General features: G+C 50.3%; 21 protein-coding genes and 1 riboswitch. Of the genes, 11 read left to right on the forward strand and 10 right to left on the reverse strand.

The window, feature by feature from the left end; all coding sequences use genetic code 11:
- Positions 1–72 precede the first annotated feature (72 nt).
- The 3 genes from tkt to SIB42_RS02250 are packed head-to-tail and all read left to right on the forward strand — an operon-like array spanning position 73 to position 3,216.
- Positions 73–2,082 carry a transketolase gene (tkt, locus tag SIB42_RS02240; RefSeq protein ID WP_067093303.1) on the forward strand — a complete coding sequence of 670 codons (2,010 nt, stop codon included), beginning with the start codon at positions 73–75 and terminating at the stop codon, positions 2,080–2,082.
- Entirely contained in the window at positions 2,079–2,540 is a 462-nt protein-coding gene (locus SIB42_RS02245; protein WP_082824993.1) for a GtrA family protein, read from the forward strand. Before tkt ends, SIB42_RS02245 begins: the two co-directional genes overlap by 4 nt.
- The gene (locus SIB42_RS02250; RefSeq protein WP_067093305.1) at positions 2,527–3,216 is read left to right on the forward strand and encodes a glycosyltransferase family 2 protein; all 690 of its coding nucleotides are present in this window, start codon (positions 2,527–2,529) and stop codon (positions 3,214–3,216) included. Before SIB42_RS02245 ends, SIB42_RS02250 begins: the two co-directional genes overlap by 14 nt.
- 87 nt (positions 3,217–3,303) lie before the next feature.
- Here the strand turns inward: SIB42_RS02250 and SIB42_RS02255 are convergent, their stop codons facing one another.
- Positions 3,304–4,305 carry a glycosyltransferase gene (locus tag SIB42_RS02255; protein ID WP_074160713.1) on the reverse strand — a complete coding sequence of 334 codons (1,002 nt, stop codon included), beginning with the start codon at positions 4,303–4,305 and terminating at the stop codon, positions 3,304–3,306.
- A 140-nt stretch (positions 4,306–4,445) separates the two neighbouring features.
- On the opposite strand from SIB42_RS02255, the gene SIB42_RS02260 reads away from it, so the two are divergent.
- Both SIB42_RS02260 and SIB42_RS02265 read left to right on the forward strand, forming a co-directional pair.
- The gene (locus tag SIB42_RS02260) at positions 4,446–5,096 is read left to right on the forward strand and encodes a class I SAM-dependent methyltransferase (RefSeq protein ID WP_082824994.1); all 651 of its coding nucleotides are present in this window, start codon (positions 4,446–4,448) and stop codon (positions 5,094–5,096) included.
- Positions 5,093–6,772 carry a hypothetical protein gene (locus SIB42_RS02265; RefSeq protein ID WP_156485136.1) on the forward strand — a complete coding sequence of 560 codons (1,680 nt, stop codon included), beginning with the start codon at positions 5,093–5,095 and terminating at the stop codon, positions 6,770–6,772. Before SIB42_RS02260 ends, SIB42_RS02265 begins: the two co-directional genes overlap by 4 nt.
- Positions 6,773–6,810: 38 nt before the next feature.
- Here the strand turns inward: SIB42_RS02265 and SIB42_RS02270 are convergent, their stop codons facing one another.
- Positions 6,811–7,920 carry a hypothetical protein gene (locus SIB42_RS02270; RefSeq protein WP_156485137.1) on the reverse strand — a complete coding sequence of 370 codons (1,110 nt, stop codon included), beginning with the start codon at positions 7,918–7,920 and terminating at the stop codon, positions 6,811–6,813.
- A gap of 167 nt (positions 7,921–8,087) precedes the next feature.
- Here SIB42_RS02270 and SIB42_RS02275 point away from each other — a divergent pair, with 167 nt between their 5' ends.
- Positions 8,088–9,506, forward strand: coding sequence for a hypothetical protein (locus SIB42_RS02275; protein WP_156485138.1), 1,419 nt, complete (start codon positions 8,088–8,090; stop codon positions 9,504–9,506).
- Positions 9,507–10,165: 659 nt separating this feature from the next.
- Entirely contained in the window at positions 10,166–11,104 is a 939-nt protein-coding gene (locus SIB42_RS02280; protein ID WP_067093310.1) for a UDP-glucuronic acid decarboxylase family protein, read from the forward strand.
- A 71-nt stretch (positions 11,105–11,175) separates the two neighbouring features.
- Here the strand turns inward: SIB42_RS02280 and thiC are convergent, their stop codons facing one another.
- The 6 genes from thiC to ruvB all read right to left on the reverse strand — a co-directional run bounded on the left by thiC (position 11,176) and on the right by ruvB (position 16,813).
- Positions 11,176–12,576 (reverse strand): phosphomethylpyrimidine synthase ThiC, encoded by a 1,401-nt coding sequence (thiC, locus tag SIB42_RS02285; protein ID WP_067093311.1) that lies wholly within the window; start codon positions 12,574–12,576, stop codon positions 11,176–11,178.
- 45 nt (positions 12,577–12,621) lie between these two features.
- Positions 12,622–12,730, reverse strand: a riboswitch (TPP riboswitch).
- A gap of 31 nt (positions 12,731–12,761) precedes the next feature.
- Entirely contained in the window at positions 12,762–13,388 is a 627-nt protein-coding gene (locus tag SIB42_RS02290) for a HEAT repeat domain-containing protein (RefSeq protein WP_067093364.1), read from the reverse strand.
- Between the two features lie 4 nt (positions 13,389–13,392).
- Entirely contained in the window at positions 13,393–13,623 is a 231-nt protein-coding gene (locus SIB42_RS02295) for a DUF3188 domain-containing protein (protein ID WP_067093312.1), read from the reverse strand.
- Entirely contained in the window at positions 13,620–14,792 is a 1,173-nt protein-coding gene (locus SIB42_RS02300; RefSeq protein WP_067093313.1) for an amidohydrolase, read from the reverse strand. The genes SIB42_RS02295 and SIB42_RS02300 overlap by 4 nt, the downstream gene beginning before the upstream one ends.
- Positions 14,789–15,571: a tetratricopeptide repeat protein gene (locus SIB42_RS02305; protein WP_067093314.1), complete on the reverse strand. Its 783-nt coding sequence runs from the start codon at positions 15,569–15,571 to the stop codon at positions 14,789–14,791. The genes SIB42_RS02300 and SIB42_RS02305 overlap by 4 nt, the downstream gene beginning before the upstream one ends.
- 177 nt (positions 15,572–15,748) lie before the next feature.
- On the reverse strand, positions 15,749–16,813 hold the full coding sequence (gene ruvB, locus SIB42_RS02310) for a Holliday junction branch migration DNA helicase RuvB (RefSeq protein ID WP_067093315.1): 1,065 nt from the start codon (positions 16,811–16,813) through the stop codon (positions 15,749–15,751).
- 64 nt (positions 16,814–16,877) lie between these two features.
- Here ruvB and smpB point away from each other — a divergent pair, with 64 nt between their 5' ends.
- Positions 16,878–17,372, forward strand: coding sequence for an SsrA-binding protein SmpB (smpB, locus tag SIB42_RS02315; RefSeq protein ID WP_067093316.1), 495 nt, complete (start codon positions 16,878–16,880; stop codon positions 17,370–17,372).
- Here the strand turns inward: smpB and SIB42_RS02320 are convergent.
- The gene (locus SIB42_RS02320; protein WP_197459858.1) at positions 17,366–19,528 is read right to left on the reverse strand and encodes a serine/threonine protein kinase; all 2,163 of its coding nucleotides are present in this window, start codon (positions 19,526–19,528) and stop codon (positions 17,366–17,368) included. The two genes, smpB and SIB42_RS02320, sit on opposite strands and share 7 nt — an antisense overlap.
- On the opposite strand from SIB42_RS02320, the gene egtB reads away from it, so the two are divergent.
- From egtB to SIB42_RS02335, 3 genes are all read left to right on the forward strand, one after another.
- A complete protein-coding gene (gene egtB / locus SIB42_RS02325) occupies positions 19,527–20,747 on the forward strand; it encodes an ergothioneine biosynthesis protein EgtB (protein ID WP_067093317.1) in 1,221 nt (406 codons plus the stop codon). The genes SIB42_RS02320 and egtB overlap by 2 nt on opposite strands.
- Positions 20,744–21,715, forward strand: a complete 972-nt coding sequence (gene egtD / locus SIB42_RS02330; protein WP_067093318.1) for an L-histidine N(alpha)-methyltransferase — start codon at positions 20,744–20,746, stop codon at positions 21,713–21,715. The genes egtB and egtD overlap by 4 nt, the downstream gene beginning before the upstream one ends.
- A 61-nt stretch (positions 21,716–21,776) precedes the next feature.
- The gene (locus tag SIB42_RS02335) at positions 21,777–22,262 is read left to right on the forward strand and encodes a hercynine metabolism protein (protein ID WP_067093319.1); all 486 of its coding nucleotides are present in this window, start codon (positions 21,777–21,779) and stop codon (positions 22,260–22,262) included.
- A 12-nt stretch (positions 22,263–22,274) separates the two neighbouring features.
- Here SIB42_RS02335 and SIB42_RS02340 read toward each other — a convergent pair whose 3' ends face one another.
- The gene (locus tag SIB42_RS02340; RefSeq protein ID WP_006042532.1) at positions 22,275–22,538 is read right to left on the reverse strand and encodes a hypothetical protein; all 264 of its coding nucleotides are present in this window, start codon (positions 22,536–22,538) and stop codon (positions 22,275–22,277) included.
- Between the last annotated feature and the right edge of the window lie 55 nt (positions 22,539–22,593).

Below are 22,593 nucleotides of genomic sequence, written 5' to 3' on the forward strand. Positions count from 1 at the left end.
TTCACCTCCGGTGACTCTGACAATGCTGTTTCAGACTGATCCAACTCCTTACTGCTTCTCGAATCTCACGCCATGGTCGCCGCGCCCGCATCTCTCGACACCCTCTGCATCAACAGCATCCGCATGCTGGCCGTTGATGCGATCAACAAGTCCAAGAGCGGCCACCCAGGTCTGCCCATGGGTTGCGCCCCAATGGGGTATACGCTCTGGGACAAGTTCCTGCAGCACAACCCGAAGAACCCCAAGTGGTTCAACCGAGATCGCTTTGTGCTATCTGCCGGTCACGGCTGCATGTTGCTTTACGCACTGCTGCACCTCACGGGCTACGACTCGGTTTCGATCGATGACATCAAACAGTTCCGACAATGGGGATCGAAGACGCCTGGACACCCTGAAACCTTCGAAACACCCGGTATCGAGGTAACCACAGGCCCCTTAGGTGCAGGCATTTCCAACGCTGTGGGTCTGGCCATCGCCGAATCTCACCTTGCTGCAAAGTTCAACAAGCCCGACGCCACTGTTGTTGATCACTTCACCTACGTGATCATGGGTGACGGCTGCAATCAGGAGGGTGTGTCCTCCGAAGCAGCGTCCTTAGCTGGCCACCTGAAGCTGGGCAAGCTCATTGCCCTCTACGACGACAACCACATCACCATCGATGGCCGCACGAACGTTTCCTTTACCGAGGACGTGCTCAAGCGGTATGAGGCTTACGGCTGGCACGTGCAGCACGTGGCTGATGGCAACACCGATGTGGATGCCATCTCCAAGGCCATTGAAGCTGCCAAGGCTGTCACCGACAAGCCCTCGATCATCAAGATCACAACGACAATCGGTTTCGGCTCACCCAACAAGAGCGACACCGCTGGGGTACACGGCGCTCCACTGGGTGATGAAGAAACGGAACTGACCCGCAAGCAACTGGACTGGAACTACGGTCCATTTGAAGTGCCTCAGGACGCGTACGACCAGTTCCGTCAGGCCATCGATCGCGGCGCGAGCCTGGAGGCGGAGTGGAATCAAACCCTGGCGACTTACCGCTCCAAATACCCGACAGAATCAGCAGAGTTTGAGCGCATGCTGCGCGGCGAACTCCCTCAAGGTTGGGACAAGGATCTGCCCACTTACACAGCGGACGACAAAGGTCTTGCCACCCGTAAACATTCCCAGATATGTCTGGGTGCATTGGGTCCCAATCTTCCTGAACTGATTGGTGGATCTGCCGACCTCACCCACTCCAACTACACCGACATCAAAGGCGAAACAGGTTCCTACCAGCCAGAGACCCCTGAGAAGCGTTATCTGCACTTTGGCGTTAGAGAACACGCCATGGCAGCTGTACTCAACGGCATCGCCTATCACAACAGTGGTTTGATCCCCTACGGCGGAACTTTCCTCGTCTTCGCCGACTACATGCGCGGCTCGATGCGCCTCTCGGCACTGAGTGAGCTGGGTGTGATCTACGTGCTCACCCACGATTCCATTGGCGTTGGAGAAGACGGACCCACCCACCAGCCAATCGAGACCATCCCTTCATTGAGAGCGATGCCAGGCCTGCTGGTGTTCCGACCCGGCGATGGCAACGAAACAAGCGGCGCTTACAAACTGGCGATCGGCAACCGTCACCGTCCCAGTGCGCTCTGCCTCAGTCGGCAAGGCATGGCAAATCAAGCCAATTCATCGATTGAGAAAGTGGCACTGGGTGGTTACATCCTCGAAGACTGCGATGGGACGCCCGATCTGATCCTGATCGGTACCGGCACCGAGCTTGACCTCTGCGTGCAAGCCTCCAAACAGCTCAGCGCCGAGGGCAAAAAAGTTCGCGTGGTCTCCATGCCCTGCGTCGAACTGTTTGACGAGCAAAGTGATGCCTACAAAGAAGAAGTTCTTCCCAGCTCTGTTCGCAAGCGAATCGTCGTGGAAGCCGCCGAATCCTTTGGCTGGCACCGTTTCATCGGCCTTGATGGCGACAGCGTCACAATGAACCGTTTCGGCGCGTCCGCGCCTGGCGGCACATGCATGGAGAAGTTCGGCTTCACCGTTGAGAACGTAGTAGCCAAGTCAAAGTCACTACTCGGTTGACGTTCAAACAAGCTCCAACATCGTCAAAACACGGAGGAGGAAGATATGTTCCTCCTCATTTTTTGAATCCAAAATCAGGAAAAGGGAGGAAGAGAAGATTCTTCTTAAGTGGTATTACAAATGTGTTCATCACAAACCTAGTCCTTCAAAGCTTATTAATAACCCAGGCAACATCTATAGGCATGGCTACAATGATAAGCCAAGTCTGCAACGGATGCTTTGGGTATATTTTGTATGGAAGACTAGTCTTCAATTTCTCTGGAGGTAATGATATTAAAAAAATATCACGTTACTACATATGGCTTGCCGGAGCCTGGCTCATCAATTGGCTTGGCATAGCATTACTAGTAGAGAAAGGCGTCAAAGAAAGCCTAGGGGGAATTATCATGATAGCTCCGTTAGCCTGCGCGTCATATATAATTCAAAAAAACTGGATCTTCACTGATGGCAATACTTAGTATAATCATCCCTTGCTACAACGAAAAGAATACAATCAAAGAGCTTTTAGAAGCAGTGAACAAATCTCCACTCTCTGAAAAAGAAATTATAGTCGTAGACGATGGCTCAAATGATGGAACTAGAGATGTTCTCAAGTCAATAAGCGATCAACAGGATATTAAAGTCATTTTTCACAAGGAAAACCGAGGTAAAGGAGCGGCCCTAAGAACAGGATTTCAATCTGCCACAGGGGATATATGCATCGTTCAGGATGCTGATTTGGAATATGACCCACGTGAGTATTCGTTAGTGATAGATCCCATAATTCAAGGCAAAGCAGATGTTGTTTTTGGCAGTCGCTTCCAAAGCGGACGGCCACACAGAGTAGTGTATTTTTGGCACAGGATAGGAAATGGGATTCTGACCCTGCTAAGCAATATATTTACTGACTTAAACCTAACCGATATGGAAACATGTTACAAAGCATTCAAAACAGAAATAATTCAATCAATAAGAATACAAGAAGACAGATTTGGTTTTGAGCCGGAAATTACAGCAAAAATATCGAAAAAAAATCTTAGAATATACGAAGTTGGAATATCGTATTACGGCAGAACGTATGCTGAAGGCAAAAAGATAGGATGGAAAGATGGAATACGTGCGATCTACTGTATACTAAAATACAATCTAGCGTGAGTATCGCGAGCCAACGGCAAACAAGATATTAAAAATAACATGACCACCAATTTGGCTAGCACAAAATAAATAAAACAAAAATCAACTTTAACGCAACTGCTTAATTTCAACCGATTCAATGTAATCATTCACCATATCAAATCCAGTAACTCCGTCTAGATTTCGCAAAACACTAAGACTAAAAATAGCATTAAGCAGTTGAAGGCCTAACAACAAAGAGATGCCCAGTAAAAAGACAAGAATCGATGAAGTCCATCCAGGTATAGGAGGAAAAACTCCAAAGAAGAAATTAATCACCAAGATCAAAGAAACAAAAAACATTGAGCAAAGAGCAAAACTATTAACAATCAGAAATCTCGTGATAACTTCTTCAGCAAATGTACCAATCGCGATAATTCCAAGTGTGATCAGCTTGGCCTTACCGCCCATTTTCGAAGATCCTGAATAACGAAACCCCCTAGATACTGGAAGAGACGTAAAAGGGAAACGCGAACGTATAAGAGCGGTGGCAATATGGCTTTGGGCGACAGGACTTTTAATAAGAGCCAACGCACAAGTAGAACGGAGAATCATAAAGTTTCCAAAGTCTATTCTTTTACCTGATAAGAATTTGAAAAAAATTTTATATAGAAAATAACCAAGCTTAAATACACGATCTTCATGACGTCTCTTTCGGGAAGCAACTACAGCAAATGAAGTGGGGGTAAGATTATTTATTGAATCATAAAGACGTGGAACATCTATGGGACGATCCTCTCCATCACAATCCATCAATATATATTGACTGTTATGTGCGTATTTGTTGTAAGCATAAGCCAATCCAGTTATTAATGCCTTTTGATGACCGAGGTTTTGAGATAAATTCAGTCCAATAATTTCAGAAATTGAAAACGGAGCAAGAGACATTTTTACGGCATCTACAAGATTATCGATGGGAAAGTAATTCCATGGCGAATCATTAACATAAACCAACGAAACGTCAACATTATTTCCGATGAGATGAAGTGCCTGGTTTAAACCCAAGAACAGTTCCTTGAGAGATATTTGGTCTTCGTACGAAGGCGTAATTATTGTAAGACGCTTTCTCATTCAGCAATGAATTTCCAGTGGTCATATGCAATAATGGTACAGCACTTTAAGCAGTTTTGGGACATATTGCGTATCAGTACCCTGGATCAGAGTTAGAGGTTTTCGCGAAAGCAACAAGATGGAAAAAATATTGGAGCACAATGATCAAGGAGCATATAGGGCAACGAATATTAGAGATTGGCGCAGGGATAGGGAGCAATATGAGCTATTACATATCAAATAAAACCAAAAGTATTACATTGATTGAGCCAGACAAAATGCTATGCACTGACCTGAAAAATGAATATGCCAACAACCATTCGAAATTGAATATAAGAGTGATAAATGGCTGCATTTCAAGCATCAATTCAAGTGAGCATAAATTTGATTCAATACTATATATTGATGTACTAGAACATATCGAAAAAGACAAAGAAGAATTGCTCAATGCATCAAAGTTTTTGGACAAAGACGGATGCATTGTGATACTTGCACCAGCTCATAACTACTTATATTCAACCTTTGATCAAGCTGTGGGCCACTTTAGGAGATATAACAAACAAATGCTATTACTGGCAGCACCCTCAACATTAACGTTAGACAAAGTAAGCTACATAGATTCCGTGGGTTTGTTACTATCATTAGCGAATAAATTAATACTTAAAAAGGCAATACCAAATCATAGACAGATAAGATTCTGGGACTCGAAAATAATTCCGATTTCAAAAAAGATCGACAGGATAATTAACTACAGCTTCGGAAAGACAATAATTGGAATATATAAAAAGTTACCAACAGAAATTAAACAATGAAATCAAGAACAAAACAGCGTGCTGCTATTACTGCAACAACAGTAATATGTGAGCTATTAGGTAGGTTTTTATTCCCCAACTGGGATGTCAATTATCTAATCTACGGAGCTCGTTATTACATGGAAAATGGTGCTCCTTGGATGGATGTTTGGACAGGATTAGATACAATTAACGGCATAATAGGGCATCTACTAGGTAGTCCCGAGCTGGCAATAACTACTGTAGGCATAATAGTGGCAATAACTGCGACTCTAACAATTGATGAGGTTTTCTATCGACTAGAAGCATCAAACAAGGCAAGGTTTGCTGCAATTATAGGTACTGCTTTATTTTTCAAACCCACTCTAGGTGGATGGGTTTCTGATCATGTGAGTTACATAATAGGATTAGCGCCAGCAATCATATTTGTATTCAGTAGATTTAAGTTATCCAAATCACTGATAATTGCAATAGGTGCTTGTTTGTCTATTGGTCTTACTCTGAAATTAAATTCTTTTTTAACAGGATACCTGTTTAGCGTTGGCTGGATAGCACTCTATCTAATACTTGAAAAATTAAATACAAAGAAACCCATCACAATGCAAAAAATATATAATTACTTTGCAGTATGTTTAATTTCGACTGGAATTGTCGCTGCAATAATGACATTACTAGCAGGTCTTGGGCCGAACTTATATATTAATATTTTCAATACCTATAAGTTGGCATCTGAGTCAACTGCGATTAGCCAGTTTTCACTAGAAAGGGTTCTAAGATTGCCATTACAAATCAATATTCAAGAGGCAATTAGCAATAATAGTCGCGGAGTACTAATCTTTGTCCCATTCGTCGTACTTTTTTGGACATCCCTAACAAGATCGACAATAAATATTTTGAAAAGCAATGACAAAAAACAATTTGATAGGCATTGGGTTGCACTATTGCTGATAGTCTCAACGTCAATAGTGTGCTTTAGCTTAGGAAGAGGTCTATCACATCGACTATTTTTACTTCCAGCAGGGATACTCTTAAGCCTAGATAAAGCAAGCACAAACAAGATATTCAATAAAATTTTTACATCTGCGCTCGCTTTTTACTTTATATTTACCTGGACAAGTCTTGCATGGGCTCAAAAAAATCTAGAAAAAAATCGTCCCTATAACTCAAGAATTTATCTTAACAAAAACCCGCAAATAAAAAAGCTATGCATGACAAGTATTGATGCTAATAAACAAGTCAACTACTCAGAATTTGCAAAATTAAAAATTTTACCAATCAAAATCAACGAAGAATCAAATAGTTATAAAAACAAATGCTGGAACTCAAACCAAGCTAGAGAACAAATTGCTGGTTTAATGCATGTCCAAGAGCCAGCGAATGCATTGGGTTTCAGCTTTAAAAACGTTTATCCAGGTGAAGGAGATTACACTGAAAAATGGGATGCCAACAAACGAAGTCCTACATATCGAGAAGATTGGGTCAGGCGCCAAGCGCAATGGATAAACTCTCATAAATATCCTTACTTTATGGAACGAATAGAAATCATGGCAGAAGAAGAAGCCGTGCCAGGTTACTTAGAAAATAAAGTTCCTAGAATAAAACAACTACGGAAATTAGTCGTGTTAACAGACAGTCGATTGATAGGCACTATAGATGATATAGGTTTTTGGGAAACAAAGTGGGGCAGGGAAGAATAAAATTGAGCAAGTAACGGCAGGATATGAATTATCGACAGCTAGGTTTTAAAATATTCATTGAATTGAAATTTAGTGGCCAAAAGTACCATGCATACGGAAGCAAATGGGACTACTGTGCATAACATTCTACTAACATCTCCACTCATAAGCACGAGAATAATTGAAATAACAAGTACATACAAGAACTTCCTGAAAAACTGCAAAATTGATCTTGATGTTTCAAAGCTCTTATTCGACAAATACAAGTATAATGCAACAAATATACTTACAACTTGTAGAATGCCAAGATCAATTAAAATATGTCTGGCCAGGATGGCTGGATGTGAAATATAATGCCAGGAAACTTGTTGAATATTTCCAAAATGATGCAAGGTAGTGGTGAACAAATCATAAGAGTAACTATTTTCCGAGATAGCAAAATCTTGAGTAGGGAAATAGTGGTTGACAGTGATCTGGATTAACTTATTAACAGCAATTGAAAGAATAATTGATAAAGACAAAAGGCTTAGGGACCTTTTTTTACTTGATGAAGCGACCATCATCTGAGGCAAATAAGCAACAATGCGTTCATTTAATGGTGTAAATATGATTGATACAAAAGGTGTCCAGTATTCATTTGAAACTATTGAAATGTAAGTGATTAAAATTGCAAATAATGGGACTGCTGAGTCAACCATTGGCGTAGAGATATTCTGAATCGTTGCTGGGTTTAAAAATGACAGAGCCACAATTGCAAATGATGAAAACCATTCACTATTTTCAACCACATGTAAAGCGAGCAAAAGTGTAATAGAAGCTGCTAAAGAGACAATAGCTGTGTTAACAATAAAAAAAGATAATCTTGCTTGTGGAGCATCTTCTGAAGATAATTGATCTGTTGAATCTAGGCTCAAAACATTTGAAAATTGTCTAGCAATAATAGGAATTCCGACGCGATATTTATGTATTGGACTAACATTAAAACTCCCATCGTGCATTTGAATATAACTAATTGAATCTCCTTGGCCTGTATTTTGATCTAAATCAAAGAAGTAGAAAGACTTATAACCTGCTCCAAGAAAAATTAAAAAATATACTAACGTAGGCGCAACAAAGTGTAAAATGAATTTTTTTATTTTATTCATCATTAATTTGATTTGTCTGTGCAATCACGCAAAACAATCTAAATGCAATGCATGTGGTAACTAAATAATAGCGCATACCGTGACGGCAGACTCAGATCCAGAAATTAATTTGCTTCTAATAAAAAAATAAGTGCTGAATTGCGAAGAAATGACCATGTATAATGAAGAAACTAATTAAGGATTGAATTTAAATGAAATTAAAAATTCTCTCAAAATCAATCTATATTTTTCTTTGCAGTTTAATGCTTTATTTATGCATGTCACGTAGCCTAGCAATGCCTATTCAGGGAGATGAAGCAGGTACATATCTTCGCCATGTGACTCAAGGCTGGAATGGTTATTTGAATTTGAGCACAGCTAATAACCACCTTTTAAATACAAGTTTAGTTTGGATTTCTACACTATTTGCACCATTCTCAGAAACCGCAATTCGATTACCAAGCCTATTAATAAGTGCTTGGTTTTTTTTGTGGTATATACCAAAAAGATTCACACCGAGCTCCTGGATATTGCGTCTAATGTTTGTAAGTATTGCGTTTATACCATATTACTTCAATGAATATCTGTCTATGGCAAGAGGCTATGGAATGGCATCGATTTTTGCATTATGCTCACTGAACGAATTAGCAGCATTTCAACAAGCAGAGTCGCGACATATAAAGCTTTACTTAACCTCACTATTCATAAGCTTGAGCTGCTTATCTTCGCTAACAATATTTCCGCTTTTCATTGTAGTCAATATCGGTATTTTAAATTACTTGCTTAACGATAGCAAGTGGGTATTTGGTTGGACAGACTTAAAGCGTTGGGAAAGAGTAAAAATCATTTATCTAATCCCAATGGTATTCACACTTTTAATATCTACATATACTTTCATTCGAATTAAATTATCAGGCGTAGCTACGATTGCAGGAGGTTCTGAAAGCTTTTTTGGGTGGCTGATCGAAATTCCCAATGGCATTATTACACCCTTACAAGGGGCTATGCTTGGAGGAGACTTTCCGCGGTTAGCACCAAGCCCATACCTCGAACACATAATAAGTATTCTAATACTAGCCTTAATTTCTTATCAATTAGTGAGATTTTTCAAAACCTCAAATAGAAAAAATCCCTGGCTATTTGGATTTTTTTTGGTTCTTATATCAATAACTTTAATCTACTTTCTTTCCCTGATTGGAAGCTACCCACATGGAAGAGCTTGGATTCCCTATTGGCTGCCTTTAGTTTACATAGCACTTACTCCTATCTTCAGCTTAAATCAATTAGCGATTAACTCTGAACAATTCGCTGGCTTAGAAAAAAATCTACTAGCAATTTCAATTATACTATCGTTAATTACTATTGCATCGACCTTAGCTCAATTTGAAACCAGATTTACCTATGAGTTAAGACCCTTTTATTATCAATATAAATCTCTAATGCATCATTCGAGGGCAGGAACAATACACTGCTTAGCCTACAAAGATATAAACGATGAGGTTTTAAAATTTTATTTCCTTAACAAGGAAGGTCCGATAAAACCACTCATTCAATGCCCGAAAGGGATAGACTCTCCAACAGGGTTCATGCAATTTTCTCATAAAAATAAAGAACCATTTTTCAAACAATGAGGATTAAAATGTTTGCCAACTTTATATCTTGGCTGCCAGCATACGCTTAAAGCAAAGTGTCATTTCAAAAGTTGTCAATCATAAAGGTTTAAGGGGATCACGAAAATTCTCACTAAAGAACTGGGGGATTAATAGATTAATCTTATGACTTATTTAGAAATCAAGAGCATTGGCCAATTTGAAATCAGAAAAGTTCAAATGCAAAGCTACCATATAGAAAAGATATTGCTCTTTTTCAAGAATTCAAAATAATGTCATTCAATAATAAAAGTATGCGAGAGTATTAGTGAGAAACCAGATCTCTCATTCTCGACCAGAGTCAGATGTCAACCTTCATTCAATATCGCTACAGTAAGGAGTTATAAATTTTCGATGACAGTGCCTGGTTCAGCAAAACGTCGAGCAGCGAAATTCCTGAACGAGGGAAGAAGCTGCACCAGTCATATCAAGTGCAACGCCATAGTCTACAAACTGCCCAAAACTGTCCAAAAGCCACTAATAAATGGCCCGATGAGGCTGAGTCTGCTCAAACCAAAACCGGAGACGCTTAAACGGATGTAAAATAGACCTACTATTCGCTTAACGTGAATTCATTATGAAAAAATGACATAAACTTCATGCTTACAAGCTTTATCCAACAAACCTGAAATGTCAAATCAATGCGGAATTTAATTACAGGCGGTGCCGGATTCCTTGGCTCCCACCTAACTGATCGCTTAATGCAAGCTGGCGAAGAAGTAATTTGTCTGGACAATTACTTCACAGGCAGAAAAGAGAACATCAGAAACTGGATTGGACATCCCAATTTTGAATTGATTCGCCACGATGTCACAGAACCAATCAAATTAGAAATCGACCGCATCTGGCATCTAGCATGCCCAGCCTCTCCTGTGCATTATCAGTTCAACCCAATCAAAACAGCCAAGACAAGTTTCCTAGGCACATACAACATGCTAGGACTGGCAAGGCGAGTTGGAGCACGCTTCTTACTTGCCAGCACCAGCGAAGTGTATGGGGATCCAGAGGTTCATCCCCAACCGGAAAGTTACCGAGGCTGTGTCAACACAATCGGTATTCGCAGCTGTTACGACGAAGGAAAACGCATTGCTGAAACCCTCTGTTTCGACTACCAGCGCATGCATGGATCGGAAATCCGTGTGATGCGGATTTTCAACACCTATGGCCCGAGGATGCTTCCAAACGATGGACGGGTTGTCAGCAACTTCATCGTTCAAGCTCTCCAAGGACAAGCACTAACGCTGTATGGAGATGGCAGTCAAACCAGATCTTTTTGCTACGTGGATGACCTGATCGAAGGCATGATCAAACTGATGAACGGAAACAAAACCGGTCCCATCAACATTGGGAACCCCAATGAATTCACCATCCGTCAGTTAGCGGAACTCGTGCGCGATCGCATCAATCCAAAACTGGAACTCATCACCAAAACCCTGCCCCAGGACGACCCACTCCAACGCCAACCCATCATTGATCTAGCAAGGCAGGAACTTGGCTGGGAGCCCAAAATTCCCCTCTCAGAAGGTCTTCAACCCACCATTGACTGGTTCCGCAAAGAACTCAAGAAGAAAGTCGAATAAACCACGAGCACAATGAATCACCACCAAAAGCAATCACTTTTGCTCTTGGCAGTGATTAGAACAGAACTCAATCATTCAGCTTTATCCATCTTCACCCCGGACAACTCAGCACCACCTTTGACTTCCAACACCTTCTCCAAACCTTCAAGATCCTCATCGGTGATCTTGGTCTGCATCGGACAGTGCTTGGGACCACACATCGAACAAAATTCAGCCTGCTTATAAATATCAGCAGGCAAAGTTTCATCGTGATACTGCTTGGCACGCTCGGGATCAAGCGACAACTCAAACTGTTTGTTCCAATCAAAGGCGTAGCGAGCCCGGCTGAGCTCATCATCTCGATCACGGGCACCGGGGCGATGCCTGGCGATATCAGCTGCATGCGCTGCGATCTTGTAGGCAATCAAGCCTTCACGCACATCATCGGCATTGGGAAGACCCAGATGCTCTTTCGGAGTCACATAGCAAAGCATTGCAGTGCCATGCCAACCGGCCATGGCAGCGCCGATCGCCGAGGTGATGTGGTCATACCCCGGTGCGATGTCAGTTACCAAGGGTCCCAGAACATAGAAAGGTGCCTCGTTGCACTCCTCCATCTGCTTCTTGACGTTGAACTCGATCTGATCCATCGGCACATGGCCTGGACCCTCGACCATCACCTGAATATCTTTCTCCCAGGCACGACGCGTCAGTTCACCAAGGGTATGCAGCTCGGCCAGCTGAGCAGCATCCGAAGCATCGTGCTGACACCCCGGCCGTAACGAATCACCAAGCGAGAACGTGCAGTCGTAGCGCTTGAAAATCTCGCAGATGTCATCGAAGCGGGTGTAGAGAGGGTTCTGACGATGGTGATACAGCATCCACTGGGCGAGGATGCCGCCGCCACGACTGACGATCCCGGTGATGCGACCCTTCACCTTGACCAGATGTTCGATCAGCAGGCCAGCGTGAATCGTCTGGTAGTCGACACCTTGCTGACAGTGCTTCTCGATGATGTGGAGAAAATCATCCTCCGAGAGCCGTTCAATCGATCCATGCACACTTTCCAGAGCCTGATAAACAGGAACGGTGCCAATCGGCACGGGTGAAGCCTTGATAATCGCGGTGCGCACATCATCAAGATTGACGCCGCCGGTGGACAGGTCCATCACGGTGTCGGCACCATATTTCACAGCCAGATTCAGCTTCTTGACCTCTTCCTCGGCGTCCGAGGCATTGGGAGAAGCGCCGATATTTGCATTCACCTTGCACTTGCTGGCGATCCCAATCGCCATGGGCTCAAGATTTTCATGGTTGATGTTGGCGGGAATAACCATCCGGCCACGTGCCACCTCCTCCATCACCAAGGTCTCGGGAAGGTTTTCCCTCCTGGCGACGTAGACCATCTCCTCGGTCACCAGGCCCTGACGGGCGAAATGCATCTGGGAAACGTTGGACTGTCCGCGACGGGACTGAACCCAGGAGGCACGCATGATCCATTCAGCGAAGGAACTGCCAGGGGCCGGCCTGCTAACCGTGGATCACATTGGTCACTTCCCTATCGCCGGAATGACCCGGATCAGGTTCAGAGGGTGTGATCTCAGCCATGAGGATCGCGAACGATCCAGGGCACCCCTAGTGGTGACCAATTACTAGCAACGCCGTTGGGAACGCACCGTCATCGAAGCTGCAATCCGTTGAGTGCCGCTGCGATGACTCGATGGTCTACGTCTTGCTGCAGTGGCAACAATAGAGCTCTGGCTTGCTCACCAATCGGTTGATCAACGCTTTCACGAACAATGCGGCCCAAAATCTCTGCTCCGCTGACGCGAACAGTGCCATCCGCATCAGTGATCGCGGTACTGGCCAGGTCAAGTAGCCAACCGAAATCGATCTCCGGCTGTTCCGCCAGAGCCGAAAGAATGCTGCAACGCACAAGCCATGCACTATCGGCATCAAATGCTGACTTCAGCAATGGCCAAGCGCGGGCAACGCCATAGCTGGCAAGGGCATTGGCAGCTTCGGCACGCACATTGGCATCACCATCACTGCGCAGCAGCCGCTCTAATACGGTCCAACCCTGCTCAGTGCGCTTGTAGCCCAAACCGCTGCAGCTCAAGGAGCGCACGAGAAAAGCCTCCTGCTCACTGCCCAGCACCAATAGAGGAACAGCGTCCTCATCTCTGCAGAAGCGCAACTGGGTGAGGGCCGGCATCGCTCGCAATGGATCACCAGAACCGATCGCCTCTCTCAGGGCATTGAGATCAGGTTCACCGCCCTGAGGCTGCTGCGGTGTGGACGCCATCAATTCAATCCTCCTGAAAACGACTGCTTCGCAAGGCCACCAGCAGCTTGTGCCGCCGTCGACGACGACCCACCACTGCGTGGATCACCAAGCCAGAGCCGACCAGGATGGCAGGAACAGACTGCCAACGCTCGGTGCCCTCTCGCTGAACAAGCGCTAAGACGCCCAGGCACACCAGCAAGGGTGCGGCCAAAGACAACAAGACTTGCAGACGGGTGCGAGGCGGACGATTCATGTCGTCGGTTCCCAGGCCAGCATCGTTGCTGTGAGCACACGGATTCCGACCCCTAGGCAGCGTTCATCAGGCAAAAAGTGTCCGTTGTGAAGCGGCGCACATCCCTCAGGACCCGCCACACCGAGCCGAAACATCATGCCCGGCACATCCTGGATCAACTCTGCGAAATCCTCGGCGCCTAAGGAGGGCTGTTCCAAGCGCAAGACCTGATCTGGGCCAAGCTGCTCGATGGCACAGCGCTCAAGCAGAGCCGTGAGTCTGATGTCGTTATCCACCGGTGGAGCAATACAGCGATAGCGGACCGTTGCTGTTGCACCGAAACCCTCGCAAAGAGCTCGCACCGTCTCCTCGATCCAACGAGGCAGATGATCGTGCAGATCGTTCGATAGACAGCGCACCGTTCCCAGGAGGGTGACCCGGTCGGCAATCACGTTGAACGCCTTGCCCCCTTCGATACGCCCGAAGCTCACCACAACTGGGTGCAAGGCATCAAGCCTGCGACTGATGGCCTCCTGGAGGCCAGTGACCACCCTTGAAGCGATCCAGATCGCATCCACCGACTGATGAGGCCTGGCGCCGTGGCCCGCCTGGCCATTGATCTCGATTTCCAGTTCACCTGCCGCCGCTGTGAGGCTGCCGCTGCGCAAACCGACGCTGCCTACAGGCAAGGAGGGGAACACATGCAAACCAAACAACGCTTGAAGGCCATCGGTGGCTCCTGCCTCGCGCATCCAGCGCGCCCCTTGAGCGATTTCCTCTGCTGGCTGAAACAACAAGCGCATTCCAACAGGTAGGTGCGGCTCAGCCGCCAGCAACTTGGCCACGCCTAAACCAACCGTGCTGTGCAGGTCATGCCCGCAGGCATGCATCACGCCCTGCCGCAAGGAGGCATAGGGCAACTCCGTTTGCTCCTCAATCGGCAGTGCATCCATATCCACGCGCAAGCCGAGTTTCGGACCCTGCTCAGGGCCAAGATCAGCCACCACACCCGTGCGTCCAACGCCTTCGCGAACACGCCAACCGGCCTGGCGCAGATCACCCGCAATCAGTGCAGCGGTTTGATGCTCTTCGCCACTGAGCTCAGGATGGGCATGCAGGTGACGACGCAACTCAATCAACTCCGGCAACAGCGCGTCCAAACGCTCGGACCAGGTAGCAGTGAGGTTCATGACACCTCCAGAGCGAGAAAGCGCTCAAGATCGGCAATCGGCCGTGGCGGCCAGCGGCGCACCTCGGCCAGCCAAGCGGCATCGCGATAACTGGGATCAAGACCTGAAGCAGCGGCCCAATGGCTTTCCGCTTCACCGCGCGAACCTTCACTCCAGAGCAAAGCACTCAAAGCTGCTCTGGCATCGGCGAACAAGGGGTAGCGCCGGATAAGATTGCGCAAATTTCGTTCTGCTTCTTTCAGATCATTGAGTTGGTAGAGAGCCAGAGCATCACTGGATCGGGCCATCGCGAATCCTGGCCTTGCATCAGCGGCTAAGCGATAAAGACGCTGGGCTTCCTGCCATTCTCCCTCTGATCCACGCACATTGCCGAGGTTGTAGAGGGCTGAGGCATCACTCGGGTCTCGTTCCAGAATCCAGTCATAATCGGCTGCGGCCTCAGACCAGCGCTGCAAGGCCTCTTCAGCCGTACCACGATTGAGATGGGGGTCAGCATCGTTGGGGGCCAGCTCCATGGAGCGGGTTTGATCGGCGATGGCTCCCTCTGGATCACCCAACATCAAACGTATGTTGCCGCGATTGCTCCAAGCCGCCGCATCGTTAGGAGCAAGATCGAGCACCTGATCCCAGACCGGAAGTGCCTGCTGCGGATCGCCTGCACGGCTGAGAGCAAGAGCACGATCGAACAGCTCCGGCAAGTGATCAACTTCAGCTGCCAATGCCGAAACAGGAGAGGCGATCAACCAAAGCGGTAGGAACCAACCGATCAGGCTCTGCATCCGACTCAACCACCATGACGCCCTCGACTTCATCACAGTGAACACGCTGTGCCTTGAAGACCATCAAGCTGCGACCAAAAGAGCAGCGTCACCGTTTCTTAAATCGTCGAAGTCTTCAATCAGCGTATCGAGCATGAACAGCTCTGTGAGAGAGCTGAACAACACCGAGCACAGTTGTCAAGCAGCAGCGAGATGGTCACGACCAGCAGCCGTCACCACCCGGCCACGCGGAGTGCGCTGCAAAAAACCGAGCTGAAGTAGATACGGTTCAACCACTGACTCCAAGGTGGTGGGATCTTCTCCAAGAGCCGCCGCAAGGGTATCCAGTCCGGCGGGACCGCCTCCATGGGATTGGAGCAGAAGCTCCAGCAGCCTGCGATCACTGGCGTCCAGACCGCGGCCATCCACCCGATGCAACGTGAGGGCTTCATCGACTAATGCACGGTCGATCACTCCGGAGCAGTCACGAACACAGGCCACATCTCGCACCCGACGCAACAGTCGGTTGGCAATGCGAGGCGTCCCCCTGCAGCGGAGTGCAATCTCAGCGCATGCATCGGCCGTGAGATCGAGGTCGAGCAAACCGGCGGCCCGCTCGACAATCGACTGCAAGTCGTCCAAGCCGTAGAACTCGAGACGCTGAATCAAGCCAAAGCGATCGCGCAACGGTGAACTCAACGCACCTGCGCGGGTTGTGGCACCGACCAGTGTGAACGGCGGTAAGTCCAGTGCACGGGTTCGCGCAGTGCTTCCCTTGCCAACGGTGAGGTCGAGTCGACGATCCTCCATGGCCGGATAGAGCAGCTCCTCGGCCACCCGGCTGAGTCGATGAATCTCATCGATGAACAACAGCTCTCGTGGCTGCAGATTCACTAAAAGACCAACGATGTCGCGGGGGCGCTCAAGCGCCGGGGCGCTGGTGATGCGGCATTTCACTCCCAACTCCTCAGCCAGCACCATGGCCATGGTCGTTTTGCCAAGACCAGGCGGGCCGTAGAGCAACACATGATCGAGAGCATCGCCGCGGCCCAGCGCGGCTTGCACCGCAATGACAAGCACCTGCTTGAGCTCACGCTGACCGATGTAATCCTTCAGACACTTGGGCCTTAAACCGTCATCGCGAGAGGCCAGCGCCGCTGGATCGAGACCGTCTCCTGGTTGCCGGCCCGCATCGACCACCCGATTGGGCTCACGCTCCTTGCGTGGACGTGGGGATCCTGCGCTTGAGGAAACAATGGCCATGTGGGAAGAGTACCGAGACCTGGATAGGGTCGGAGCATCAAGCGGCCGATAGGCCAAACAGGCAATGGCCAAAGGTGGAGGCAAGAAAAATGCGGCAGCTCGCGCAGCGGCCAATCGCTTACTGGCAGACAACAGGCTGGCCAGGCATCAATACGACATCCTGGAAACGCTGGAAACCGGCATTGAACTAGTGGGCACCGAGGTGAAATCCATTCGAGCCGGCCAAGCCAATCTCCGGGATGGTTTCTGCCTGATCCGGAAGGGTGAAATGCAGCTGCACAACGTGCACATCTCACCCCACACCCATGCAAGCGGGTATTACAACCACGACCCGCTGCGCGTGCGCAGGTTGCTGGCCCACCGACGCGAAATCGACAAGCTGCGAGGGCAACTCGATCAAAAAGGGCTGACGCTGATCCCGCTCAACATGCACCTCCAGGGCTCCTGGATCAAACTCACCATCGGTCTTGGCAAAGGCCGCAAGTTGCATGACAAGCGCGCTGCCGAAAAGGACAAGCAAATCAAGAAAGAGACCCGGGCTGCCATTGCCCGCTACTGACTGCCCTCATTGGGTTCTGCAGTGGAATCAGAGGTGGAGTCACTGGTCAATGGATTGGCTGCATCAGCCTCTTCACCGGGAGGATCCTCAGCACCAGCAGGCCGGGGACCGGGGGGTTCCGGAAGCGCCTCGACAGGGCCCTCAGCCCCAGTGGCCGAGTCGGGAATCGGGTTGAGATCAACCTCCGGCAACGGTTTCGGTGCTGGCGCATCGGCGCGACAGGAGAGCGTCAACAAACCGGACGACACGCCGTCGTTGGTGACCAGCACCTGCACAGGCGAACCTGCTTCCTCAGGCAAGGTCACAACACGCAGCGGTCCGCGATCGGCAGCGACCTCACCATTGGAGCCATAAACAGTCATCTGCATCAAAGGAGTGCCGTTGATACCCAACACCAGGCGACGACCAGCGGGGACCGAGATCGAGATCAGGCGTGCACCACCAGCGGAGACTCGGCTGGACAGAACCGTGGGCGCCTGTGCACGCGCTTGGACCTGTTCAATCCTCACATCCTCAAGGCTGCGCAATGCGGCAGCGATCCACAGCTGACGGAAAGGCTCAGGCGGCTTCACCCCTGCCGGAACTCCAGGAAGCAACGCCTGAGCCGAAGCGCTGACCAGCTGCTCCACCACCTTGTTGTTCACACCCTGCGACACAAGGGCCTGGCGTTGCCTTTGCCAGTCGGCAGGCTTGAGCTGTCCCAGACGACTGCGCAGCGCCGGCGGCAGTTGCTCCACCCTGGCCAACCACTCCTCGGCGAGTTCGTTCCAGACACTCCTCAAAGGGGTGTCTTCGAGGGAATCACTCGGCAGACGACCGCCACGCTCAGGGAAACGGGCCATCAGGCTCGCATCCACCAACTGCAGAAACCAACTGCGATCAACCTGAAGGGCTCGTAGACGACTGAGCAGCTGCTGACGTTGATCAATCTCCGCAGGAGGAAGGCTTGCGGAAGGGGAACGCCCGATCAGATCGCGAGCCGTGGAGGGGGCACCAGTGGGGGAATTGCCGCGAGTGAGCAGAAACCAACCTATGGCTGTTCCCACCAGAGCCGAGACCAACAGGGCACCGACAACGGGCCAGAGACGGCCTTCCGCCGCAAGCTGTCGCTGCTCCGCTGAAGGTCGGCGCCGTGCTTCCTCACGAGCTGTGGCGCGAGATGGGTTGAACGACGGCAAATCCGGAGACTCACTTGCCACGAGCGGCGAGTGATCCGAAACAACTGGAGCCAAAACCAGGGTGCGCTCAGCCCGCGCCTGAGGCCCTGTTGTTTCAGGCATCGACACAGCCTGCAAAGCCTGGAGGGCATCAGCAGCCACCTCAAAACGGTGCCCGAGCTGTTCAGACAGCAATCTTTCCAATACCTCTCGATAGGAAGGATCCAGATCGAGCTCGTTGGGGAACAACCATGCCTCCGCATCTACCTGCAACAACTGCGCAGGGGGACGGCCGGTGAGCAGGGTCAGAGCCGACACACCGAGACCATGCAAATCCATCCACGCAGCTGCAGGGTCCTGCCGGACCTGCGAGGGAGGCGCATAAGCCGGCGAGGCTGCGATGAGAGGCTGCTGACCGCAGCGCTGCAGCAACCCGAAATCCAACAGCACGGGCAGACAATCCTGATCGCGCCGCAGCAGATTGCGGGGATTGAGATCGCCATGGACCAGCTCCTGACCGTGCAGCACAGCCAGAGGAGGCAACAGCTGCCTCATCAGCAGCAGCACCTCTCCAGGGCCGAACACCAACTGGCGCTGAAGGCGTTGGGTCTGGATCTGACTCAGAGTTGAGCCCTCCTGCCACTCACGCACCAGCCAAAGACTGCCCTGTTGCTCAAGCAGGCCTCCAAAGCGTGGAATCTGGGGATGCAGCAGTGACTGCATCGACGGCCACAGACTGCGAAAGCGATCCTGAGTCGCCTGAGTATTGAGTTGCCGCAACGCAACGGGTGCATCACCCGCCAACTGATCAGCGGCACGCCAGAGAGTCCCCTGGGGATGGTCTGGATCAGACGACAGACAGCGGTCTAGGCGATACCGGTCGGCCAACAACGTGCCGATCACAAAGGAGTTGCGATTTGGGCCGATGGTAGGGGCAGTCTTGCGCTGACACCCGACGGGGATCCCACTAACGTCACCGCCAGCATGATTCCCATCCATGGCTTCCGGCTCACTCCTGAATCGACTGATGGAGGTGCGTCGGACCAGTGAGGCATTGATTGAGCCCCTCAATACCGAAGACCTCAACCTGCAGGGCATGGCCGATGCCAGCCCACCCAAGTGGCACCTTGCTCACACCACCTGGTTCTTCGAAACCTTTGTGCTGAAGCCCAACCATCCGGACTACGTCCCAGCGGACCCGCGTTGGAGCTATCTGTTCAACTCCTATTACGACGCTGTTGGCCCACGCCAACCGCGACCGCAGCGAGGGTTACTCAGCCGGCCACCGATGGAGGAAGTTACAGCCTGGCGGAAGCGGGTGAATCTTGCTCTCGAAGAGCTTTTGAAGCGCCACAGCGAAGCACCTTGGCTGGATCTGGTGGAACTGGGACTTCACCATGAGCAGCAGCATCAGGAACTGATGTTGATGGACCTGCTGGATGGATTCAGCCGTCAGCCGCTCGAACCGGCCTATCGCAGCGACTGGACTGAACCGTTTGATGATCAGCCGATCACTACCGGCAAAACGTCAGGCTCCCAACGCCACGAACCCTGGCTCGACTGCCGTGGGGGCCTGGTGGAAGTGGGCCACAGCGGTGATGCCTTCCACTTCGATAACGAAGGCCCGCGGCATCGAACCTGGCTGGAGCCCTTCAGCATTGCGTCTCGGCTGGTGAGCAATGGTGCTTACCGGTGCTTCATCGACGATGGCGGTTACCAACGCCCTGAGCTCTGGATGAGCGAGGGCTGGGCTGAGCGCAGTCAGCGCAACTGGGAAGCACCCCGCTACTGGAGACGTGATCCGGATGACCAAGGTCCCTGGCGTTGGGAGTTCACCCTCGCTGGCCGCTGCCCACTGGAGGATCACCTGCCAGTTCGACACCTCAGTTGGTTCGAAGCGGATGCCTATGCGCGCTGGGCCGGCGCCCGCCTGCCAAGCGAAGCGGAATGGGAATTAGCCAGCCATGAGCACGGGGCATCACTTCAACAGAGCCATGGCCAGCTGTGGCAATGGACCTCAAGCCCCTATCGCCCATACCCAGGCTTTCAACCTGCAGCGGGAGCTGTGGGCGAATACAACGGCAAATTCATGACCTCCCAGTTCGTGCTGCGGGGCAGCAGCCAGCTCACACCCAGAGGCCATTCCCGCGACACTTACCGGAACTTTTTCACCCCGGCCAGCCGCTGGATGGCGGCAGGTCTACGCCTGGCCCAATGACAACCCAAACGCCTGCGCGTCCTCAACTGATCGATCTGCATCCGCCCAGCGCAGACATGCACCGACTGGTGCAGGACGGTCTGCAACGAGAGCCCCGTCAGCTACCAGCGTGGTTCCTCTACGACAACAAGGGTTCTCGCCTGTTTGATCAGATCTGCCAGCAACCGGAGTACAGCCTCACCCGAACGGAAATCGCCTTACTGGAATCGGCAGCAACGGACATGGCCCGTGCCATTGGATCAGGTGTGATCGTTGAATTCGGCGCAGGCAGTGCCCGCAAGGTGGGGCCGCTGCTGGAAGCGATGCAGCCTTCCGCCTATGTGGCCCTCGACATCAGCGCCGAGCACCTACGCCAGTCAACGTCGGCACTTCAGACCCAACATCCCGGGGTGCCGATGCTGGGAATCTGCTGTGATCACAGTCAGCTTGATGTGCTTCCAGACCATCCGTTGATCCGTGGGACAAGGCGGGTGGGGTTCTTTCCTGGCAGTTCCCTCGGCAACTTCACTCGTGACGAAGCCATTGCGCTGCTGCGCAGATTCCGGGACCTGCTCGATGGAGGACCGCTGTTGCTGGGACTTGATCAGCCCAAATCAAGGTCCAGGATGGAGGCCGCCTACAACGATGCCGCAGGTATCTCCGCCGCCTTCGCCTATAACCTGCTGCAACGACTGAACAAGGATCTGGGCGCAAACTTCAACCCAGACACGTTCCGTTACGAGGCCGTCTGGCAGGAAGCAGAGAGCCGAGTGCGCATGGCCCTGATCAGCGAAGGCAACCAAACGGTATTGGTGGCTGGTGAACCATGGACCTTCAGCGCAGGACAACCGCTTGTGACCGAATACAGCGTCAAATACTCAGTGAAGATGGCCCTTGAGCTGGCCAAGGACGCAGGCTGGCGCTGGTGCCAGCGTTGGCATGATCCTGCTGATGACCTTTCCCTGCACTGGCTGGAAGCGGCAGACTGAACAGAAACACGTTCAGCCCTGATTTCATCATGAGCATGAGCAACGCTGCCAGGGCTGATTGATGTCGCCGACTTGGCTGGATCAGCTTGAACAGAACCTGGAAGAGCGGTTGGATGCCTTTCTGCACTCCAATCCCGATCAAGACCACCTGCTGCAGGAGCAGCATCTGCAAGACCGACAGCGCGATCTCAGCAGCCGACGTGATCTGATGCAGATCCAGGCCAGAGATCTGCGACGGCAGCTGCTGTCACTGGCAGAGCAAGTTCAGGCCTGGGGAGAACGCACCAAGAAGGCGCGCGATGCCGGAGCCGATGACCTGGCATTGCGAGCTGAACAGCATGTCAAAACCCTGATGAATCAGGGCAGAGATCTCTGGAATGAGCTTGACGAGCTGGGTCGGAATTTCCGAGATCTAGATCAACAGATTTCCCATCTCAATCAGAAGGCGTCACAACAACGAGGACATCGCAGCCTGGATGAAGACTGGGCCTTGTTTGAAGCCCACCAAGAATTAGAGGAGATCAGACGTCGCCAAGGGCTCAGCTGATTCCTGGATCAATCAAGCCTTGGGAGCAGGAGGCTCAAGGCTGACGTTCTCGGGCGGTGGGGTCGGATCAGGATCGGCAATCAGCATGTGCTGAAGCACGATCTCAGGACGCTCGCTGTCGCGCCAGCGAATCCGATAAGCGGGCATCTTGGTGCCTCGGCTGGTGGTCTGCTCAACGGGCTCCATCACCCAGCCGCGGCGGGAGCGCCCCTGGGGATTGCGCTTGACCACCGCATCGGCGTGCTTGAAGCGGAAACCTACGCGCTCACCACTCATTGGAAAGGGACCATGCCACTGTGCTCCATTATCCACCCTGAGGGCACAAGGCAAC

The sequence above is a fragment of the Synechococcus sp. MIT S9508 genome (assembly GCF_047303045.1).
Classification (GTDB): Bacteria; Cyanobacteriota; Cyanobacteriia; order PCC-6307; family Cyanobiaceae; genus Synechococcus_C.

What these genes read in the sequence shown, in the direction of transcription:
- tkt (WP_067093303.1), top strand. Translation starts at nt 73, where the DNA reads ATGGTCGCCGCGCCCGCATCTCTCGACACCCTCTGCATCAACAGCATC.
- SIB42_RS02250 (WP_067093305.1), top strand. Translation starts at nt 2,527, where the DNA reads ATGGCAATACTTAGTATAATCATCCCTTGCTACAACGAAAAGAATACA.
- SIB42_RS02255 (WP_074160713.1), bottom strand. Translation starts at nt 4,305, where the DNA reads ATGAGAAAGCGTCTTACAATAATTACGCCTTCGTACGAAGACCAAATA.
- SIB42_RS02260 (WP_082824994.1), top strand. Translation starts at nt 4,446, where the DNA reads ATGATCAAGGAGCATATAGGGCAACGAATATTAGAGATTGGCGCAGGG.
- SIB42_RS02265 (WP_156485136.1), top strand. Translation starts at nt 5,093, where the DNA reads ATGAAATCAAGAACAAAACAGCGTGCTGCTATTACTGCAACAACAGTA.
- SIB42_RS02275 (WP_156485138.1), top strand. Translation starts at nt 8,088, where the DNA reads ATGAAATTAAAAATTCTCTCAAAATCAATCTATATTTTTCTTTGCAGT.
- SIB42_RS02280 (WP_067093310.1), top strand. Translation starts at nt 10,166, where the DNA reads ATGCGGAATTTAATTACAGGCGGTGCCGGATTCCTTGGCTCCCACCTA.
- thiC (WP_067093311.1), bottom strand. Translation starts at nt 12,576, where the DNA reads ATGCGTGCCTCCTGGGTTCAGTCCCGTCGCGGACAGTCCAACGTTTCC.
- SIB42_RS02290 (WP_067093364.1), bottom strand. Translation starts at nt 13,388, where the DNA reads ATGGCGTCCACACCGCAGCAGCCTCAGGGCGGTGAACCTGATCTCAAT.
- SIB42_RS02295 (WP_067093312.1), bottom strand. Translation starts at nt 13,623, where the DNA reads ATGAATCGTCCGCCTCGCACCCGTCTGCAAGTCTTGTTGTCTTTGGCC.
- SIB42_RS02300 (WP_067093313.1), bottom strand. Translation starts at nt 14,792, where the DNA reads ATGAACCTCACTGCTACCTGGTCCGAGCGTTTGGACGCGCTGTTGCCG.
- SIB42_RS02305 (WP_067093314.1), bottom strand. Translation starts at nt 15,571, where the DNA reads ATGCAGAGCCTGATCGGTTGGTTCCTACCGCTTTGGTTGATCGCCTCT.
- ruvB (WP_067093315.1), bottom strand. Translation starts at nt 16,813, where the DNA reads ATGGCCATTGTTTCCTCAAGCGCAGGATCCCCACGTCCACGCAAGGAG.
- smpB (WP_067093316.1), top strand. Translation starts at nt 16,878, where the DNA reads ATGGCCAAAGGTGGAGGCAAGAAAAATGCGGCAGCTCGCGCAGCGGCC.
- egtB (WP_067093317.1), top strand. Translation starts at nt 19,527, where the DNA reads ATGGCTTCCGGCTCACTCCTGAATCGACTGATGGAGGTGCGTCGGACC.
- SIB42_RS02320 (WP_197459858.1), bottom strand. Translation starts at nt 19,528, where the DNA reads ATGGATGGGAATCATGCTGGCGGTGACGTTAGTGGGATCCCCGTCGGG.
- egtD (WP_067093318.1), top strand. Translation starts at nt 20,744, where the DNA reads ATGACAACCCAAACGCCTGCGCGTCCTCAACTGATCGATCTGCATCCG.
- SIB42_RS02335 (WP_067093319.1), top strand. Translation starts at nt 21,777, where the DNA reads ATGTCGCCGACTTGGCTGGATCAGCTTGAACAGAACCTGGAAGAGCGG.
- SIB42_RS02340 (WP_006042532.1), bottom strand. Translation starts at nt 22,538, where the DNA reads ATGAGTGGTGAGCGCGTAGGTTTCCGCTTCAAGCACGCCGATGCGGTG.